This is a genomic window from Mycolicibacter nonchromogenicus (genome assembly GCF_002101775.1).
GTDB classification, from domain to species: domain Bacteria; phylum Actinomycetota; class Actinomycetes; order Mycobacteriales; family Mycobacteriaceae; genus Mycobacterium; species Mycobacterium nonchromogenicum.
Genome location: NZ_LQPI01000031.1, coordinates 38,655 through 56,138 on the forward strand (window position 1 = coordinate 38,655; position 17,484 = coordinate 56,138).

The 17,484-nt window shown below is 69.8% G+C and carries 15 protein-coding genes; 8 read left to right on the forward strand and 7 right to left on the reverse strand.

Annotation, left to right across the window (positions count from 1 at the left end):
- Positions 1 to 24: 24 nt before the first annotated feature.
- The 3 genes from AWC18_RS05410 to AWC18_RS05420 are packed head-to-tail and all read right to left on the reverse strand — an operon-like array spanning position 25 to position 3,051.
- Entirely contained in the window at positions 25 to 1,689 is a 1,665-nt protein-coding gene (locus tag AWC18_RS05410; RefSeq protein WP_085138021.1) for a flavin-containing monooxygenase, read from the reverse strand.
- Between the two features lie 41 nt (positions 1,690 to 1,730).
- Entirely contained in the window at positions 1,731 to 2,120 is a 390-nt protein-coding gene (locus AWC18_RS05415) for a VOC family protein (protein WP_085138022.1), read from the reverse strand.
- A gap of 4 nt (positions 2,121 to 2,124) precedes the next feature.
- On the reverse strand, positions 2,125 to 3,051 hold the full coding sequence (locus AWC18_RS05420) for an alpha/beta hydrolase (protein ID WP_085138023.1): 927 nt from the start codon (positions 3,049 to 3,051) through the stop codon (positions 2,125 to 2,127).
- Between AWC18_RS05420 and AWC18_RS05425 the strand changes: the two genes are divergently transcribed.
- Positions 3,032 to 3,772, forward strand: a complete 741-nt coding sequence (locus AWC18_RS05425; protein WP_085138024.1) for a lysoplasmalogenase — start codon at positions 3,032 to 3,034, stop codon at positions 3,770 to 3,772. The two genes, AWC18_RS05420 and AWC18_RS05425, sit on opposite strands and share 20 nt — an antisense overlap.
- 17 nt (positions 3,773 to 3,789) lie before the next feature.
- On the opposite strand, the gene AWC18_RS05430 is transcribed toward AWC18_RS05425, so the two are convergent.
- Positions 3,790 to 5,124, reverse strand: a complete 1,335-nt coding sequence (locus tag AWC18_RS05430) for an alpha/beta hydrolase (protein WP_085138025.1) — start codon at positions 5,122 to 5,124, stop codon at positions 3,790 to 3,792.
- Positions 5,125 to 5,309: 185 nt separating this feature from the next.
- On the opposite strand from AWC18_RS05430, the gene AWC18_RS05435 reads away from it, so the two are divergent.
- The 7 genes from AWC18_RS05435 (at position 5,310) to ribD (ending at position 13,880) form a co-directional block, all read left to right on the forward strand.
- On the forward strand, positions 5,310 to 7,253 hold the full coding sequence (locus AWC18_RS05435) for a primosomal protein N' (protein WP_085138037.1): 1,944 nt from the start codon (positions 5,310 to 5,312) through the stop codon (positions 7,251 to 7,253).
- Positions 7,254 to 7,379: 126 nt separating this feature from the next.
- On the forward strand, positions 7,380 to 8,264 hold the full coding sequence (locus tag AWC18_RS05440; protein WP_085138026.1) for a universal stress protein: 885 nt from the start codon (positions 7,380 to 7,382) through the stop codon (positions 8,262 to 8,264).
- A gap of 58 nt (positions 8,265 to 8,322) precedes the next feature.
- On the forward strand, positions 8,323 to 9,825 hold the full coding sequence (locus tag AWC18_RS05445; protein WP_085138027.1) for a bifunctional aminoglycoside phosphotransferase/ATP-binding protein: 1,503 nt from the start codon (positions 8,323 to 8,325) through the stop codon (positions 9,823 to 9,825).
- A gap of 9 nt (positions 9,826 to 9,834) precedes the next feature.
- Positions 9,835 to 10,767 carry a methionyl-tRNA formyltransferase gene (gene fmt, locus AWC18_RS05450; RefSeq protein ID WP_085138028.1) on the forward strand — a complete coding sequence of 311 codons (933 nt, stop codon included), beginning with the start codon at positions 9,835 to 9,837 and terminating at the stop codon, positions 10,765 to 10,767.
- Positions 10,764 to 12,170: an RsmB/NOP family class I SAM-dependent RNA methyltransferase gene (locus AWC18_RS05455; protein WP_064996977.1), complete on the forward strand. Its 1,407-nt coding sequence runs from the start codon at positions 10,764 to 10,766 to the stop codon at positions 12,168 to 12,170. Before fmt ends, AWC18_RS05455 begins: the two co-directional genes overlap by 4 nt.
- 4 nt (positions 12,171 to 12,174) lie before the next feature.
- Positions 12,175 to 12,852, forward strand: coding sequence for a ribulose-phosphate 3-epimerase (gene rpe / locus AWC18_RS05460; protein ID WP_064996978.1), 678 nt, complete (start codon positions 12,175 to 12,177; stop codon positions 12,850 to 12,852).
- On the forward strand, positions 12,849 to 13,880 hold the full coding sequence (ribD, locus tag AWC18_RS05465; RefSeq protein WP_064996979.1) for a bifunctional diaminohydroxyphosphoribosylaminopyrimidine deaminase/5-amino-6-(5-phosphoribosylamino)uracil reductase RibD: 1,032 nt from the start codon (positions 12,849 to 12,851) through the stop codon (positions 13,878 to 13,880). The genes rpe and ribD overlap by 4 nt, the downstream gene beginning before the upstream one ends.
- A 4-nt stretch (positions 13,881 to 13,884) precedes the next feature.
- Here the strand turns inward: ribD and AWC18_RS05470 are convergent, their stop codons facing one another.
- The 3 genes from AWC18_RS05470 to AWC18_RS05480 all read right to left on the reverse strand — a co-directional run bounded on the left by AWC18_RS05470 (position 13,885) and on the right by AWC18_RS05480 (position 17,443).
- On the reverse strand, positions 13,885 to 15,435 hold the full coding sequence (locus tag AWC18_RS05470; protein WP_064996980.1) for an MFS transporter: 1,551 nt from the start codon (positions 15,433 to 15,435) through the stop codon (positions 13,885 to 13,887).
- Positions 15,435 to 16,133 (reverse strand): LppX_LprAFG lipoprotein, encoded by a 699-nt coding sequence (locus AWC18_RS05475; RefSeq protein WP_064996981.1) that lies wholly within the window; start codon positions 16,131 to 16,133, stop codon positions 15,435 to 15,437. Before AWC18_RS05475 ends, AWC18_RS05470 begins: the two co-directional genes overlap by 1 nt.
- Before the next feature lie 86 nt (positions 16,134 to 16,219).
- Complete coding sequence (locus AWC18_RS05480; RefSeq protein WP_085138029.1) at positions 16,220 to 17,443, reverse strand: acetyl-CoA acetyltransferase; 1,224 nt, start codon at positions 17,441 to 17,443, stop codon at positions 16,220 to 16,222.
- Positions 17,444 to 17,484: the final 41 nt, after the last annotated feature.

Consider the following 17,484-nt stretch of genomic DNA (forward strand, 5'->3'; position numbering starts at 1 on the left):
CGCGGTGGTAAAAGGCGGTGAAACTCAGGCGCTGAACCGGTAGTCGTCCAGGTCGAAGCTGCGGCTGCGCCAGTAGGCCTCCACCGTGGTGGCGGGCCGCAGCGGGACATCGCCGTTCTTGTCGAAGTAGTAGCTGTTGGCCGCCTCGCAGCTGTCCTGCCAGAACACCTGCCGGTGCCGCTTGCGCATCATCTCGTCGAAGTAGCGGGCGTTGGCCGCCTCGGAGATCTCGATCCGGGTCGCCCCGCGTTGGCGGGCGCTCTTGAGGCACCGCACGATGTGATGGCTCTGCGCTTCGACCAGCGCGAAGTACGACGACCCGACGTAGCCGTACGGGCCGAACACGCTGAACAGGTTCGGGAAGCCGGGAATGCTGACCCCCTCGTAGGCCTGCAGCCGATGTTCGTCCCAGAACTGGGCCAGAGTCTGGCCCCCGGCCCCGGTGACGGCGAACGTGGGGATGTTGTCGCTGTCCATCACCTTGAACCCGGTGGCCAGGATCAGCACGTCGACCTCGTGGGACGTCCCATCGGCGGTGACGACGCCGGTGGGCGTGATCCGGTCGATGGGGTCGACCACCAGCGCAACGTTGTCGCGGTTGAACGTCGACAGGTAGGTGTTGTGGAAGCCGGGGCGCTTGCAGCCGACGGCGTAGCGGGGAGTGAGCTGCTTGCGCAGTTCCGGGTCGTGCACCTGTTGTCGCAGATAGGCCCGCCCGGCGGCCTCCATCCGCTTGGCCACCGGAAACACCGTGAAGTACTGCGCCGCGATGGGGAAGGTCGCCTCGACGAAGGCCTGACTGACCAGCCGCTGCAGGGACTTGCCGCCGGGAATCCGCATCGCCCAGCGGATCGGAGGCGGCAGCGGCACATCGAATTTCGGGAAACACCAGATCGGTGTCCGCTGAAACACGGTGAGGGAGGAGACCTTCGGTGCGATCTCGGGGATCACCTGCACCGCAGAGGCTCCGGTCCCGATCACCGCCACGCGCTTACCGGTCAGATCTTGCGCATGGTCCCAGCGTGCGGTGTGGATCCTCACCCCGGCGAACGTGTCGACGCCGGCGATGTCAGGCATGTTCGGGGTGGTCAGCACCCCGCTGGCATTGATCAGGTACCGGGCCGTGATGACACCCGCCGAACCGCTGTGCCTGTGCGGCGGTTCCAGCTTCGCCTCTCCTTCGTCGAGCCTCGCTGAACCGCTGTGCCCGTGCGGCGGTTCCAGCTTCGCCTCTCCTTCGTCGAGCCTCGCTGAACCGCTGTGCCTGTGCGGCGGTTCCAGCTTCGCCTCTCCTTCGTCGAGCCTCGCTGAACCGCCGGATTCAATCTGCACCCGCCAGCAGTCGTGCTCCTCATCGAATTCCGCGGCAAGCACCATGGTGGAGAACCGGATTCGCGAGCGCAGGCCGTACTTGTCGACGCAGTGCTCGGCGTAGGCCTTCAGCTCCTCGCCCGGCGCATACGTGCGCGACCAGTCCGCGCTCTGCTCGAATGAGAACTGGTAGGAGAAGGACGGGATGTCCACGGCGATACCCGGATAGGTGTTCCAGTGCCAGGTGCCACCCACCCCGTCGCCGGCCTCGATGATCACAAAGTCCGACATGTCGGCACGGTCGAGGCTGATCGCCGCTCCGATGCCGGAGAAGCCTGCGCCGACGATCAGTATCTCGTGGTCGGGTTGCTGGCTCACGAGGTCGACGGTAGACCGCACACCGGGGGACCGGGGTCGTCTTACGGCAAATCCTGTGCTTCCGGCAGGCGCCACGGCGGATTCCGGCGGGCCTCGCCGGCGTGAAACAGGCACAGCCGGTGGCCGTCCGGATCACGCAGTCGCGCCTCGCGCCACAGCCACGGCATGTCGGTCGGTGGCTGGGAGAACTCAACCGAGGCACGCAACCGGTCATATTGCTCGTCGAGGTCGTCGGCTTCGAAATAGATCGTCACCTGCTCCTCGGCCGCGACCTGGCCGACCCGCTCCACCGAAAAGGTGCTGTCCCCGTCCGGGCATTCGAATCGCAGGTAGTCGTCGGTCTTGACGATCAGGCGCAGACCCAGCAGGCGGTAGAACCGCTCGGTGCGGTCCAGGTCGGCGCTGCCGATGGTGACCTGGTTCAGCCGCATCGCATCACGCCAGGGCAGCCCGCAGTGCGGCCAGCCCGCGATCGGCGGCGTCGGTGGCCACCGGGATCACTCCCGCGTAGCCCAGATAACCGTGAATCAGTGTCTCGGCGTTGTGCACCTGCACCGGCACCCCGGCGGCGGCCAGCAACTCGCCGTAACGGATGCCGTCGTCGCGCAGCGGATCGTGGCCGGCGACCGCGATGTATGCCGGGGGCAGGCCGGCCAGATTCTCGGCCCGGGCCGGGGCCAGCATGGGCGGCGGGTTGCTCAGATCCAGGTCCCCGACGTACGCGCGCGTCAGCGCGGCGATCGCGGCGCTGTCGATGATCGGTGCGTGGGCGTTCTCGGTGAACGACGGCAGGGTGCCGTCGTAGGTGGTGGCCGGGTACCACAGCAGCTGGAAGGCGATCGCCGGTCCACCGTTGTCGCGGGCCAGCTGGGCCACCACCGCCGCCAGGTTTCCGCCGGCCGAATCCCCGGCGACGGCCAGCCTGGCCGGATCCACCCCCAGTTCGGCGGCGTGCGCCGACACCCACTGCGTGGCTGCCAGGGCGTCGTCGACAGCGGCCGGGAACAGATGCTCCGGGGCCAGTCGGTAGTCCACCGACACCACCACCGCGCCCGCCTCGGCGGCATGCATGCGGGCGGTGCCGTCGTGGGTGTCGAGGTCGCCGGCGATGAAGCCGCCGCCGTGAAAGAACACCACTACCGGCGCCGGGCCGGATTCGGTGCCCGCCGGGCGGTAGATACGGATCGGCAGGTCGCCGCCCGGACCCTCGATCACCCGGTCTTCGCTGGGCAGCTCCGGGTGCACCGGGCGGCGCGGAAGATTGCGCATGGCGCGACGCGCCGCCTCGGCACCGTCGTCCAGTGTCAGTTGGAACGGAATGGCATCCAGTACCTTCAGCACTATGGGGTCGATGGCTGGCATACAAACACCGTACGCAACCAGACGGGTCTTCACCGGCTGGGCAGCTGCCGGTTGGCTGGGAGTGGCTTACGGCATTTTCCTGACGGTGGTGGCGTTGCACTCAGGGCCGGGAGAGGCGCTGACCGGGCAGTGGATCGGACAGCCGGCCTTCAAGTCGGCGATGGCGGTGCTCCTGGCCTTCGCCGCGGCCACCCACCCGATCCTGCGGGAGGCGCGATGGCTGATCCCGGCCCTGATCTTCTCGGCCACCGGCGACTGGTTGTTGGCGATCCCGTGGTGGGAACCGTCCTTCGTCGCGGGTCTTTCCGCATTCCTGGTGGCACACCTGTGCTACTTGGGCGCTCTGCTGCCGCTGGCCGTGGTGACGCGGCGGCGCCTGATCGGGCCTGCGCTGGTCGTCGGGAGCTGCCTGGTGCTGTTGGTGTGGTTCTGGCCCGGAATGGTCCGCGAGGGCTTGACGATCCCGGTCACCGTCTACGTCGGGGTGCTCGGTGCCATGGTGTGCGTCGCCATGCTGGCGAAGCTGCCCACGCCCTGGACCGCGATCGGTGCGGTGTGCTTCGCGGTGTCGGACGCCATGATCGGAGCCAGTCAGTTCGTGGTGGGCAATGAACTGCTGGAGGTGCCGATCTGGTGGGCCTATGCGGCGGCGCAGCTGCTGATCACCGCCGGGTTCTTCTTCGGCCGATCCGCCGGCGCCGACGAGGCCGCCTCGGCCTGAGCTGCCCCCCGGGCCGGTCAATGCCGGTGATTTCCGGTTCCGGGCCGCAGTCGTTCCGGATCGAAGGCGGGCAGTGCACGCCGGTGCAGGGCCGTCATGTGGTGGTTCGCCAATGCATCGCCGTGGCCTGAAGCGATGTCACCGATGCTGAACAGGGACTCGCCGCCGGGATCGAAGTAGGAGCTGTGGCCCCTCATCGGCCACCTGGTCTCGGCTTTGAACCGGGTGGACCCGTACCCGTCGGCGGCGGGGTCGACACCCAGCCCGATCGGCGCCGAGCTGCCGGGCAGCGAAAGTTGCGGTTGCCCCGCGAAACCGGTGATCGGATCAAAGGATGCGGCCCCCACATACACATGTCCGCCCGCCGGCAGGTGAAAGTCGTTGGCGCTGCGGGCCAAATCGGTTCCCGGTGAACCCACCAGCACCACGTCGTCGGCGCGCAACCCCGCCGAGGCGGCCGCGTCGGCCACCGTCGTCGACCCGTAGGAGTGGCCGATCACGGTGATGTGCGAGGCACCGATGTGCGATGCCACCAGGGACTCGACGTCGGCGGCCAGCAGTCGGCCCCCGGCCCGGGCCGCGGCAGGTTGGGCCACCGCCGGATCGGCCAGACTGTCCGGCGCTCGATAACCCATCCACACGACAACGGAATTGGTGCGCTCCGGATCAGCCCGCGCCACCTCGCGATAGACATTGCGCCCGTCCGGATGCGACAGGTAGCCGTCGCGGACGCTGCTGTGTGCACCCGGTACCAGCACGGTGGTGTTGTCAGCGGTGTCGGGGTCGCCGATCGCGATCGCGGCCCGACCCCGTCCGCCGAATGCCGCCGGTTCATAGGTGAGCAGCAGAACCTCTGCGCCGTCACTGACCGCGAGTCCCTCGCGGACCCGTAACGCGTTCTCGTAGCGCACCATGTCGGCGGCGCTGATCGCCGAGGTCGCGGTCTCCACCCGGCGAAGGTCGTCGGCCAGGGCCTGGCGGTTGATCCGGTCGCGTACCCGAGCGGGCATGCCATAACCGACACCGGTCGAGAACAGTCGCGCCGTCTGAAAGCGATTGTCGGCACCGGCATCGGCGACCACCCGGCTGATCTCTCGAGCCTTGGCGGCCAGGAACAGCTGGAACTGGCGGGCGCCCGCCGGGGTGCCCAACACCGGCGCCCAAGGGTCGGCCACGCGGATCTCGGCGTGGATGGCGTCGAGGCGGCGGCGGCCCGCGCGGGCGTGCGTGGCGGCGTCGCGCACCGCACCGGCCAGGACGTGATCGGCGCACGCCGCACTGCGCAACCGCGCCGCGAGGTCCGCCTCGTCGCCTCGTACCGCGACCGCGTGGGCTCCGCGCTGTTCGGGCATACCGCAGCAACGTAATTCAGTCCGGCTGGGGACGTGCCCGCCGATACACAGCCCGCCGGGCCTGTGATCCGCCGTCGGTCGCGGTCGGCTGCGTCTGCTAGACCTGCGTGGTGAGTGTCGAGCGCGGACCCGACGAACCGGGCGCATCCGGCGACCCGAGCGAGCCCATCGCTCGGGTGCTGCCGATGTTGTCGGTGCCTCACCTGGACCGCGAGTTCGACTATCTCGTCACGCCGGAGCAGGCCGAGGACGCCCGGCCCGGAGCGCGGGTACGCGTCCGATTTCACGGCCGACTGGTGGACGCCTTCGTCTGGGAGCGTCGCGCCGACACCGACCATGTCGGCCGGCTGGGCCGGCTGGAGCGGGTGGTCTCGGCTGAGCCGGTGCTCACCGGCGAGGTCCGCCGCCTGGTGGAGGCGGTGGCCGCCCGCTACGCAGGCAGCCGGGCCGACGTGCTGCGGCTGGCGATCCCCCCACGGCACGCCCGGGTCGAACGCGAAGTGACGACGCCACCGGATGCGCCCGTGATCGCCCCGGTCGATCCCGCCGGCTGGCAGCGGTACGGGGCGGGCGGATCGTTTTTGACCGCGCTGGGCGAAGGCCGGGCCGCACGCGCGGTATGGCAGGTGCTGCCGGGGGATTCCTGGACCGACCGGTTCGTCGACGCCGCGGCCCAGACAATCCGCGCCGGCCGCACCGCCCTGGCGATCGTGCCCGATCAGCGAGACGTCGATGCACTGCATGGCGCCGCGACGGCTCGAATCGGCGAGTCGGCGGTGGTGGCGCTGTCCGCGGGGTTGGGCCCGGCCACCCGGTACCGGCGCTGGCTGTCGGTGCTGCGCGGCGGGGCGCGGCTGGTGATCGGCACCCGCAGCGCGGTGTTCGCCCCACTGGCCGATCTGGGTCTGGTGATGGTGTGGGACGACGGCGACGATTCGCTTGCGGAGCCCCGGGCCCCTTACCCGCATGCCCGCGATGTGGCGATGCTGCGGGCACACCTGGCGGGCTGCGCCGCTCTGATCGGGGGCTTCGGCCGCACCGCCGAGGCGCACGCGCTGGTGGGCAGTGGGTGGGCGCATGACGTGGTGGCCCCCCGGACCGTGGTGCGGGCGGCCGCACCACGGGTGGTCGCGCTGGACGACACCGGATATGCCGAGGAGCGCGACGCCGCGGCCCGCAGCGCTCGGCTGCCGACGGTCGCGTTGCAGAGCGCACGCAGTGCACTGGCCGCCGGGGCGCCGGTACTGGTGCAGGTGCCGCGACGTGGCTATGTGCCGTCGCTGGCCTGTGGTCGCTGCCGCACGATTGCCCGCTGCCGGCACTGCACCGGCCCGCTGTCGCTGCCCGAGCGCGGGGGAGCCGCACTGTGCCGCTGGTGCGGCCGGGTCGACCCGGCCCTGCGGTGCGCACGCTGCGGTTCGGACGCCGTTCGCGCGGTGGTCATCGGCGCCCGGCGCACCGCCGAAGAACTCGGCCGCGCGTTTCCGGGCACCCCGGTCATCACCTCCGCCGGTGACACCATCGTCGACCACATCGCGGACGGCGCAGCGTTGGTGATCGCCACTCCCGGCGCCGAGCCCCGGGCCCCGCACGGTTACGGGGCGGCGTTGCTGTTGGACAGCTGGGCGCTGCTGGGCCGCCAGGATCTTCGCGCCGCCGAGGACACCCTGCGGCGCTGGATGGGCGCCGCGGCCCTGGTGCGCGACCATGCGTCCGGCGGGCTGGTGACGGTGGTCGCCGAATCGTCGATCCCCACCGTGCAGGCCCTGATCCGGTGGGATCCGATCGGCCACGCCGACGCCGAGTTGACCACCCGATCCGAAGTGGGGCTGCCGCCCGCGGTGCATATGGCGGCCCTCGATGGTGATCCGGAGTCGGTGACGACGCTGCTCGAGCAGGCGCGGCTGCCCGACGGCGCCGACCTGCTGGGGCCGGTGCCGCTGCCGCCGGGAGTGCGGCGCCCACCCGGTGTCCCCGATGAGCGCGACGTGATCCGGATGCTGGTTCGGGTGGGCCGCGACCACGGCCTGCCGTTGGCCTCGGCGCTGCGCCACGGGGTCGCGGTGCTCAGTGCGCGCGGCTCGAACCACCCGGTGCGGGTCCAGATCGACCCGCTGCACATCGGTTAGTAGACCAATGCGATGGCTGCCGAATACTCACAATGAGGTCCAACGGCCCCTGCGAATCGTCCCGGACCGCGGTAATTTCAAAGGTAAGTCGGCTGGCCGGCCGATCAACAGGGTTGGAGGAATGCGATGTCACAAGTCAGGACGACGCCCGGAATCGTGGTGGGCGTCGACGGGTCGCCTGAATCCGACGCGGCGGTGGCCTGGGCGACCCATGAGGCGATCATGCGTGGGCTGCCGATCACTTTGATGCATGTGGTGACGCCCCTGGAGACCGGCTGGCCCCCGGGGCCGGCGACCGAAGGGTTACCCAGTTGGCAGGCCGACGAGGCGACCAAAATTCTGGCGGGGGCCCGCAATGTGGTCGACGCCAGCCGGGGCGACGCCGCGGCGCCCGAAGTGAGCACCGAGATGGTCTACGCCCAGCTGAACTCGACGTTGATCGACGCCACCAAGAAGTACTGGCTGACCGTCGTCGGCTCGACCGGATTGGGCGCGATCGGCCGCCTCCTGCTGGGCTCGGTGAGCACCAGCCTGATTCACCACGCACAGGGACCGGTCGCGGTCATTCGTAACGATCGGGCCACCGCGTCAGATGCGCCCGTGGTGGTGGGCATCGACGGTTCGCCCACCTCGGAGCGAGCCACGGCGCTGGCCTTCGACGAAGCCTCGCGTCGCGGAGTGCCGCTGGTGGCAATACATGCCTGGAGCGACGTGGGAGTCATGCCCCTGCTCACCGTGGACCGGCATGACTACGAAGTCCAGGGCCAGGAGATCCTCGCGGAACGCCTGGCCGGCTACCAGGAGCAGTATCCCGATGTCGCCGTCGAGCGCCGAGTGGTCCGCGACCACCCGGCCCGCTGGCTGGTCCAGGCAGCCGAGCAGGCTCAACTGGTGGTGGTCGGCAGTCGCGGCCGCGGCGGATTCACCAGTCAGCTCTTGGGTTCAGTCAGTTCCACGGTGGTTCAGGCGGCGGGGATTCCGGTGATCGTCGTCCGTCCCGCCCCGCAATGACACGGCGCAATGCCGGGGATAGTCCATTGACCGCCCCCGGCGGTTGACACTGGACGCCATGGAGTTCACGACACGCGGCGACGCGGGTTCGCCGAACGCGGCGCCCTACGTCGCGGCCCACGAGACGCACTCCGGCGTGGTGATCTTGGCCGGCGATCGGGCCTACAAGGCCAAGAAGCCGCTGCAGACCGACTTCCTGGACTTCCGCACGGTCGAGCAGCGCGAAGAGGCGTGCCGGCGCGAAGTCCGCCTCAACAGCCGCCTTGCTCCCGACAGCTATTTCGGAATCGCCCATCTCAGTGGGCCTTCCGCAGACAAACCCGAACCGATCATCGTGATGCGGCGCTATCACGATGATGAGCGGCTGGCCTCGCTGGTCAAGCGTGGCGCGCCCGTCGACGACGTGCTCGACGGCATCGCGCGGGTCCTGGCCGACTTCCACGCCCGAGCCGAACGCGGCCCGGAAATCAGCCTGCAGGGTGGGGCAGAGGCGATACACCGCCGGTGGTTCGACAACTTCCCGACCCTGCACCGCCACCCCGACACCGTGCCCGCGGAGTCGGTGCGTCGCGTTGAGGACCTTGCCGCGGCGTATCTGGCCGGCCGGACGGATCTGTTCGCTCAGCGGATCGACGAAGGCTGCATCGTCGATGGTCACGCCGACCTGCTTGCCGACGACATCTTTTGGACGGACAACCGGCCGGTGCTGCTGGACTGCCTGGAGTTCAGTGACGAGTTGCGGTTCGTCGACCGCATCGACGACGCCGCCTTCCTGGCCATGGATCTGGAATTCCTCGGCCGCAAGGATCTCGGCGACTACTTCCTGGACCGCTACGCCGACTACTCCGGCGATACCGCCCCTGCGTCACTACGGGCGTTCTATATCGCCTACCGCGCCACCGTGCGGGCCAAGGTCGACTGCGTGGCGATGACCCAGGGCAAGTCGGGGGCCGACGCCGCCGCGGCACGCCACCTGGCCATCGCCGTGAGCCACCTCGAGCGTGGCGCCGTTCGGCTGGCGCTGGTCGGTGGCGGACCCGGAACCGGCAAGTCGACGATGGCCCGAAAGCTCGCCGAACAGGTCGGGGCGGTGGTGCTGTCCACCGACGACGTACGCAAAGAGCTGCACGAGTCGGGGCAGTTGAGCGGAGAAGCCGGCTCCCTGGGCACCGGGCTGTACGCACCGGCCAATGTCGCTGCCGTCTACCAGGCAATCCTGCATCGCGCGGGGCGCTGTCTGGCCGGCGGTCAGTCGGTGATTCTCGACGGAACCTGGCGCGATGCGCAGGTCCGCGCCCGGGCCCGTCGCATCGCCGCCGATACGCACGCGGCGTTCACCGAGATCCAGTGCGTGGTCCCGGTCGAGGTCGCCGCAGAGCGCGTCCGAAGCAGAGCCCCGGGGAACTCCGACGCCACACCCCAGATCGCGCAGGCGCTGGCCGCTCAAGACTTCGCGTGGGACACCGCGCATCGCATCGACACGGCGCAACCCCTCGATGACTGCGCGCGGGAGGCTGCGGAGCTGTGGCGTGCCGCGATCGGGCGGCCGCGTCTTCCCTAAACTGTCCCGGTGCGCATTGTCTTCGCCGGCACCCCGGACACCGCGTTGCCGTCGTTGCAACGGCTGATCGATTCGCCGCGCCACGACGTGGCGGCGGTACTGACCCGACCGGATGCCGCATCCGGGCGGCGGGGGACTCCGCAACCGTCCCCGGTGGCCCAACTGGCCCTCGACCATGGCATTCCGGTGCTGCGGCCGGCCCAGCCCAATGCGCCCGAAGCGGTCGCCGAGCTGGCCGAAATTGCTCCCGAATGCTGCCCGGTGGTCGCCTACGGGGCATTGTTGCGCGACGCCTTGCTGGCGGTGCCGCCCCACGGCTGGGTCAACCTGCACTTTTCTCTGCTGCCGGCCTGGCGGGGCGCGGCTCCGGTGCAGGCGGCGATCGCCGCCGGCGACGAGGTGACCGGCGCGACCACCTTTCGCATCGAGCCGGAACTGGACGCGGGGCCCGTCTACGGGGTCACGACCGAAACCATCCGGCCCGATGACACCGCCGGTGAACTGTTGGCGCGACTCGCCGTCTCGGGTGCCGAACTGCTGGCGGCGACCCTTGACGGCATCGCCGACGGAGCGCTGCACGCGGTGCCGCAGCCGCTTGACGGGGTCAGCTATGCACCGAAGATCAGCGTCGACGACGCGAGAGTGCGCTGGGATTTGCCGGCCGCGGTGATCGAGCGGCGGATCCGCGCCGTCACCCCGAATCCGGGTTCCTGGACCATGATCGGCGACCTGCGAGTCAGAGTCGGTCTCGTCGGCCTGGCCGATGATGGACCAGAAGGGCTGTCGCCCGGCGACATTCGCGTCGACCGGCGACACGTGTGGGTCGGCACCGGATCAGTGCCGGTGCGGTTGGGCCAGATCCAGCCGCCGGGAAAGAAATTCATGGATGCGGCCGACTGGGCGCGCGGTGCCCGGCTTGACGCGAGCGTGCGGGCCTCATGACCGGACCGCAGCACGGCCGCCGTCGGCCGCAGCGTCCCCAAGATGGCGCCCGCAAACCCCGCCGCAAACCTCTGGACCCGGCTCGACGCGCCGCATTCGATGTGCTGCAGGCGGTTTCGCAGCGCGATGCCTACGCCAACCTGGCCCTGCCGGCGTTGCTGGCCGAACGCGGAATCGCCGGCCGCGACGCCGCCTTCGCCACCGAGCTGACCTATGGCACCTGCCGGGTCCGTGGGCTGCTCGACGCCATCATCGGCGCGGCGGCGCAGCGCGAACCCGAGACGATCCACCCGGTGCTGCTGGATCTGCTGCGTCTGGGCAGCTACCAGCTGCTTCGCACCCGGGTTGAGCCGCACGCCGCAGTGTCGACCACGGTGGATCAGGCGGTCATCGAATTCGATTCCGCACGAGGGGGTTTCGTCAACGGCGTGCTGCGCACCATCAGCGCCCGTGACGAGCAGTCGTGGACCGCGGAACTGGCGCCGAACGCCGACACCGACCCGATCGGCCATGCCGCCTTCGTCCGGGCCCACCCGCGCTGGATCGCGCAGGCGTTCGCCGACGCCCTGGGGGCCGATGCGGGTGAACTGGATGCGGTGCTGGCCGGCGACGACGAGCGGCCCCGGGTGCATCTCGCCGCCCGGCCGGGGGCGGTGACCGCAGCCGAGTTGGCCGCCGCGGTGGGCGGCGAAGTCGGACGGTATTCGCCCTACGCCGTCTACCTGCCTGGCGGTGACCCCGGCCAGCTCGACGCCGTGCGCACCGGCCAGGCTCTGGTCCAAGACGAGGGCAGCCAGCTGGTGGCCCGCGCCCTGGCGTTGGCTCCGGTCGACGGTGACACCGGCCGTTGGCTGGACCTGTGTGCCGGGCCGGGCGGAAAGACCGCGCTGTTGGCCGCCCTGGGTGCGCAGACCGGGGCGCGGGTGACTGCGGTGGAACAGGCCCCGCACCGGGCAGCGCTGGTCGCCGAGAACACCCGCGGTCTGGGTGTGCAGGTGCTGACCGCCGACGGCCGCGACTCGGGCCTTGAGCCGGGCTTCGACCGAGTGTTGGTCGACGCGCCGTGCACCGGCCTGGGCGCCCTGCGCCGGCGGCCCGAAGCCCGGTGGCGCCGCCGGCCCGCCGACATTCCGGTGCTGGCCAAACTGCAGCGTGAGCTGCTGGGCGCGGCGATCGGACTGACCCGGCCGGGGGGAGTGGTGCTGTACGCGACCTGCTCGCCGCACCTGGCCGAAACGGTCGGCGTGGTGGCCGACGCGCTGCGCCGGCATTCGGTGCGTGCGTTGGACACCCGGGAGCTGTTCGCGCCGGTGGACGACCTCGGCGCCGGACCGCACGTTCAGCTGTGGCCGCACCGGCACGGGACCGACGCCATGTTCGCTGCGGCGCTACAAGTAATCTGAGCCCATGTCACGAGCCATGATCGCGCCGTCGATCCTGTCGGCCGATTTCGCCCGCCTCGCCGATGAGGCCGCCGCCGTCAAGGGCGCCGATTGGCTGCACGTCGATGTGATGGACGCCCACTTCGTTCCGAACCTGACTCTCGGTCTGCCGGTGGTGCAGAGCCTGCTGGCGGCCACCGACATCCCGATGGACTGCCATCTGATGATCGAGGACCCGGGGCGCTGGGCGCCCCCGTATGCCGAGGCCGGCGCGCACAACGTGACCTTCCACGCCGAGGCCACCGACGACCCGGTCGCGGTGGCCCGTGACATCCGGGCGGCGGGCGCCAAAGCCGGTCTGAGCATCAAGCCCGGCACGCCGCTGGACCCCTACCTGGAGATCCTGCGAAACTTCGACACCCTGCTGGTGATGTCGGTGGAGCCCGGTTTCGGCGGGCAGTCCTTCATCCCCGAGGTGCTCAGCAAGGTGCGCACCGTGCGCAAGCTGGTCGATGCCGGGGAGTTGAGCATCCTGGTGGAGATCGACGGCGGCATCAACGCCGACACAGTCGAACAGGCCGCCGCCGCCGGCGTCGACTGCTTCGTCGCCGGCTCAGCGGTCTACAGCGCCGCGGACCCGGGCGCCGCCGTTGAGTCACTGCGCCGCCAGGCGCTGGCGGCGTCACCGCACTTGCGCGCATGAGCACCCACGGCGACGGCGAGCACGCCGTCGACCACGACGCCGCGATGCTGTTGGCGATCGAACAGGCGCAGCGGGTCAAGGGCAACACCTACCCCAATCCGCCGGTGGGCGCCGTCATTCTGGATCGCGACGGTCGGGTCGCCGGAGTCGGGGGGACCCGACCGGCCGGCGACGCACACGCCGAGGTGGTGGCGCTGCGCCGGGCCGGTGAGCTCAGTGTCGGCGGCACGGCGGTCGTCACACTCGAGCCGTGTAATCACCACGGCCGGACCCCGCCGTGTGTGGATGCCCTGCTGGCCGCCGGGGTGGCGCGGGTGGTCTACGCCGTCGACGACCCCAATCCGGACGCGGGGGGCGGGGCAGCGCGACTGGCCGATGCGGGCGTGCAGGTGATCGCCGGGGTGCAGGCCGCGGCCGTGAGTAGTGGGCCCCTGCGGGAGTGGCTGCACAAGCAACGCACCGGCCGCCCGCACGTCACCTGGAAATACGCCACCAGCATCGACGGTCGCAGCGCGGCCGCCGACGGTTCCAGCCAGTGGATCACCAGCGAGGCGGCTCGCGCCGACCTGCACCGCCGACGGGCAGCAGCCGACGCCATCGTGGTCGGCACCGGCACCGTGCTCGTCGACGACCCCACGCTGACCGCCCGGCTGCCCGACGGCAGCCTGGCCGACCGTCAGCCGCTGCGGGTTGTGGTGGGCCGGCGGGAGATCTCCGCGGACGCGCACGTGCTCAACGACGATTCACGCACCATGGTGATCCGCACCCACGACCCGGCCGAGGTGCTGCGCGCGCTGGCAGACCGCACCGATGTGCTGCTCGAGGGCGGCCCCACGTTGGCCGGGGCATTCCTGCGAGCCGGGGCGATCGACCGCATCCTGGCCTATGTGGCGCCGATCCTGCTGGGCGGACCGGTCACGGCCGTCGACGACGTCGGGGTACCCAACATCGCCCGGGCCCTGCGCTGGCGATTCGACACCATGGAGCAGATCGGCCCCGACCTGCTGCTGAGTCTGGTGCCGCACTAGCGGCTCAGTGCGAGAGCGCGGCCTCCGGCTCGGATGCCTCCGGGTCCTCGGCGGACACCTTGTTGCTGCCGATGAACAGCCCGAGCACGGCGCCCACCACACACACCAGGGCGGTGATGCCGAAGATCTCGCCGTACATCATGGCGAACGCCACCTTGGAGTTGGCGGCCTTGTTGAGCATCTTCTCCACCAGAGTCTCGCCGGTCGCCCGGGGCAGTTCGGCCAGGATCTGGTTGAACCGGTACAGACCCCAGGCGGACAGTGCTGCCATCCCGACCAGCATCCCGGTCATCCGAGCCACCACCACGCTGGACGCGGCGATGCCGTGCTCGCGCGGCGGCACCGCCCGCATCACCGCCGAGGTCAGCGGGCCGATGACCAGACCCAAACCGAAACCGGCCAGCATCTGGTCGGTGTCCAAGGCGGGCACCGAGAACAGTCCCAAGATGTGGTGGTCGTAATCGAGCAGGTCCACCGGCCATTTCGAGATCAGCAGATAGCCACCGGCTGCGATCAGCAGACCGACGAACGCCACCACCCGGTCCCCGGTGCGGGTTGCGATCCAGCCGCCGACCAGCGCGCCGATCGGCAGTGCGATCAGGAACCGCAGCAACAGCCCGGCGGCCTCGTTCTGGGTCATCCCCAGCACGCCCTGCCCGAACAGTTCGACGTCGACCAAAGTCACCATCAGGGCCGCGCCGGCGCACACGGAGGACCCCAGGGCCGCCAGGAACGGACCGAATCGCGCCCCGGTCGGGTCGATCAGCTTGGTGCGGGCGAACCGTTCCCACACCGCGAACGCCACCAGGGCCACCAGGGCTCCGCCCAACACCGGCAGCCCCCAATCGGGCAGGGCCTGCTTCGCGCTGGGTTCGGGGTTGTAGAGACCGAACACCGCCAGCCCCAATGCCACCGCCAACAGCAGTCCGCCGACGACGTCGACGCGTTCGGGCGGGGCGCCGTCCTGCGGCTCCGAGCGTGACGGCAGGCTGAAGTGGATCATCAGCATCGCCAGTGCGGTCAGCGGGACATTGATCCAGAACACATCGCGCCAGTCCCGCAGCGCCCACACGATGAAAATGCCGTACAGCGGGCCCAACACACTGCCCAGCTCCTGGGCGGCGCCGATCCCGCCGAGCACACCCGCACGATTACGCTGCGACCACAGGTCAGCGCCCAGCGCCAGGGTCACCGGCAGTAGCGCACCGCTGGCCACACCCTGGATGGTGCGTCCGATCACCAAGGTCTGCAGGTCCATCGACAACGCCGTCACCACCGAACCGATGGCGAACGTGGTCAGGCTGACCTGCAGCAGCAGTTTGCGTCCGAACCGGTCGGACGCCCGGCCCAGCAGTGGCATCGCCGCGATGTAGCCGAGCAGGTAGCAGGTGATGACCGGGGTCAGCTGCTGGACCTTGTTGATCGGGATACCGACGCCCGCCGGCTGCGGAGCCATGATGTCGCGCATGATCGTGACCACGACATAGGTGTCGAGGGCCCCGAGCAGGACGGCGAGGCTGCCGGCGCTGATCGCGAGTCGGCGATTGACCCGCATTACGCTCCCGCCGGCTTCTCAATAGTGACCGGCGCGTTCCAGTTCGACAGGGTCATCTGAATGGCGTTGCCCGCGCTGGGGTCGAGCTGAGCCTGAACCAGCTGGTGCTCGCCCTCCTCGGAGATCCACACCGTGGCCGGGGTCGGCGCGGTCGCCTTCAGCTGCGGCGCCAGGGCGTTCACGTCGTCGGCGGGCACGTTGCCGGTGATCCGGACGGCCTTTTCGCCGTTGATGGTGTCGCGGCCTTCGGACTTGGCGTCGGTCAGCTTGTCCAGCAGGTTGGCCAAGCCCTTCTCCGGGCTCAGGATTGCGGCTACGTCGTAGATCTTGTCGGCGGAGCCGAAGTTGTCGTAGTCGTCGCCGGTGATCGCCGCGTACAGGTCGCCGTCGATCACGACGAACTTGGCGTCGACGTCCGAGCCCAGCATCATGATCGTCGCGCTGCCCTTGGCCGCGGTGGCCGGCTGGGTGGTCAGATCACCCTCGAGGGTCTTGACCGGCAGGTTCTTGATCTGGCCCGTCACCGACAGTGCCAGGTGCGCGCTGCGCAGGTTGGCGGTGGTGGTGGCCGATTCCTTGACCAGAGTTGCCGCGTCCGGCAGCGGTCCGCCGGAGTCTTTGGACGAACAGCCGACGACCAGCGCCGCTGCAGTGGTCATGGTGGCCAGGGCGATGAGAAGTCTGCGCATGGGGGACATCGTATAGACGCCGCCTGATCGGGGCGGAGCAGCATAGACATCACCGTGAGTCTTTCTCGGCGCGAACGGCGACGTCATCGCCCGGCTTACCCGCGCGGTGGCGCGCCCACGACGAAGCTCATCGTGGTGGCGGTGCTGCCGCCGATGTTGAGGGTTCCGAATCGGCGCGCGCCGGGGATCTGGTAGTCGCCGGCGTTGTCGCTGACCTGCTTGGCCGCATCGACGAGCATGCGCACGCCGGTGGCCCCGACCGGATGTCCTCCTCCGATCAGCCCGCCGCTGGGGTTGATCGGCAGACGCCCCCCGATGGCGATGTCGTCGTTCTCGATGGCTTTCCACGACTGCCCGGGCTCGGTGAGGCCGATGTGGTCGATCGCCAGATATTCGCTGGGGGTGAAGCAGTCATGCACCTCGAAGCCGTCGACATCGTCGAGCGTCACTCGGGCGCGGTCGAATGCCTCCGCAACGGTCTGCCGCACATGCGGCATGACGTAGGGAGATTCGTTGTCGCGCTGGAGTTTCTGGCGCAGGCCGAGCCCGACGGTGCGGTGTCCCCACCCTTCGATGCGGGCCAGTGGACGCAGCCGGGGATGGTCTCGCAGGTACTGGTCGCTGACCAGGACGAGGCCGGCGCCGCCGTCGGTGAGTTGGCTGCAGTCGTATCGCCGCAACCGGCCCTCGACAATCGGATTGACCGTGTCGTCGGCGGCCTCGGTGAGATCGGGCACCGTCCAGGTGCGGGTCTGGGCATTCGGGTTGCGGCGGGCATTACCCAGGTTGGTGGTGGCGATGGCCTGCAGGTGGGCGTGGTCAAGGCCGTAACGGCGCTCGTATTCGTCGGCGACCTGCGAGAACACGCTGGCCCATATGTTCTTGGTGTCGGCGCCCTCGTGCCCGGCCCAGGCGGCCGCGCCCAGATGTGCCGCGCCGACGTCGCTGGGTACGGTGCGCTCCAGCTCCAATCCGAGCACCAGTGCCACCTGGTGAAAACCCGCGGCAAGATCGGCGATCGCTCCCCGGGTGGCCACACTTCCCGAGGCGCAGGCGGCTTCGTGCCGGGACGCCGGAAGGCCCCACAGCGCCGGGTCGACGGTGGCCGGCATCGCCCCGAGGTGACCCTGACCGGCGAACAGTTCACCGAACGCGTTGCCGACGTGGACGACGTCGACCTCGGCGCCGGACAGCCCGGCACTGGACAGGGTTGCCTCGGTGACCTCTGCGGTCAGATCCGCGAAATCACGCCCCTCGCGGGAAAGGTTGCGGCCGAAATCGCTCTGGTACGCGCCGATGATCCACACGCCCTGGTTCATCTGTGTCCTCCCGCGACGGCCGGAGACCCGAAATCGCGACG

Bases quoted from the DNA above. Each gene is read 5' to 3' on its own strand.
- AWC18_RS05415 (WP_085138022.1), bottom strand. From the start codon at position 2,120: ATGCGGCTGAACCAGGTCACCATCGGCAGCGCCGACCTGGACCGCACC.
- ribD (WP_064996979.1), top strand. From the start codon at position 12,849: ATGAGCACCCACGGCGACGGCGAGCACGCCGTCGACCACGACGCCGCG.
- rpe (WP_064996978.1), top strand. From the start codon at position 12,175: ATGTCACGAGCCATGATCGCGCCGTCGATCCTGTCGGCCGATTTCGCC.
- AWC18_RS05475 (WP_064996981.1), bottom strand. From the start codon at position 16,133: ATGTCCCCCATGCGCAGACTTCTCATCGCCCTGGCCACCATGACCACT.
- AWC18_RS05470 (WP_064996980.1), bottom strand. From the start codon at position 15,435: ATGCGGGTCAATCGCCGACTCGCGATCAGCGCCGGCAGCCTCGCCGTC.
- AWC18_RS05440 (WP_085138026.1), top strand. From the start codon at position 7,380: ATGTCACAAGTCAGGACGACGCCCGGAATCGTGGTGGGCGTCGACGGG.
- AWC18_RS05430 (WP_085138025.1), bottom strand. From the start codon at position 5,124: ATGCCCGAACAGCGCGGAGCCCACGCGGTCGCGGTACGAGGCGACGAG.
- AWC18_RS05480 (WP_085138029.1), bottom strand. From the start codon at position 17,443: ATGAACCAGGGCGTGTGGATCATCGGCGCGTACCAGAGCGATTTCGGC.
- AWC18_RS05435 (WP_085138037.1), top strand. From the start codon at position 5,310: ATGTTGTCGGTGCCTCACCTGGACCGCGAGTTCGACTATCTCGTCACG.
- AWC18_RS05455 (WP_064996977.1), top strand. From the start codon at position 10,764: ATGACCGGACCGCAGCACGGCCGCCGTCGGCCGCAGCGTCCCCAAGAT.
- AWC18_RS05445 (WP_085138027.1), top strand. From the start codon at position 8,323: ATGGAGTTCACGACACGCGGCGACGCGGGTTCGCCGAACGCGGCGCCC.
- AWC18_RS05420 (WP_085138023.1), bottom strand. From the start codon at position 3,051: ATGCCAGCCATCGACCCCATAGTGCTGAAGGTACTGGATGCCATTCCG.
- AWC18_RS05425 (WP_085138024.1), top strand. From the start codon at position 3,032: ATGGGGTCGATGGCTGGCATACAAACACCGTACGCAACCAGACGGGTC.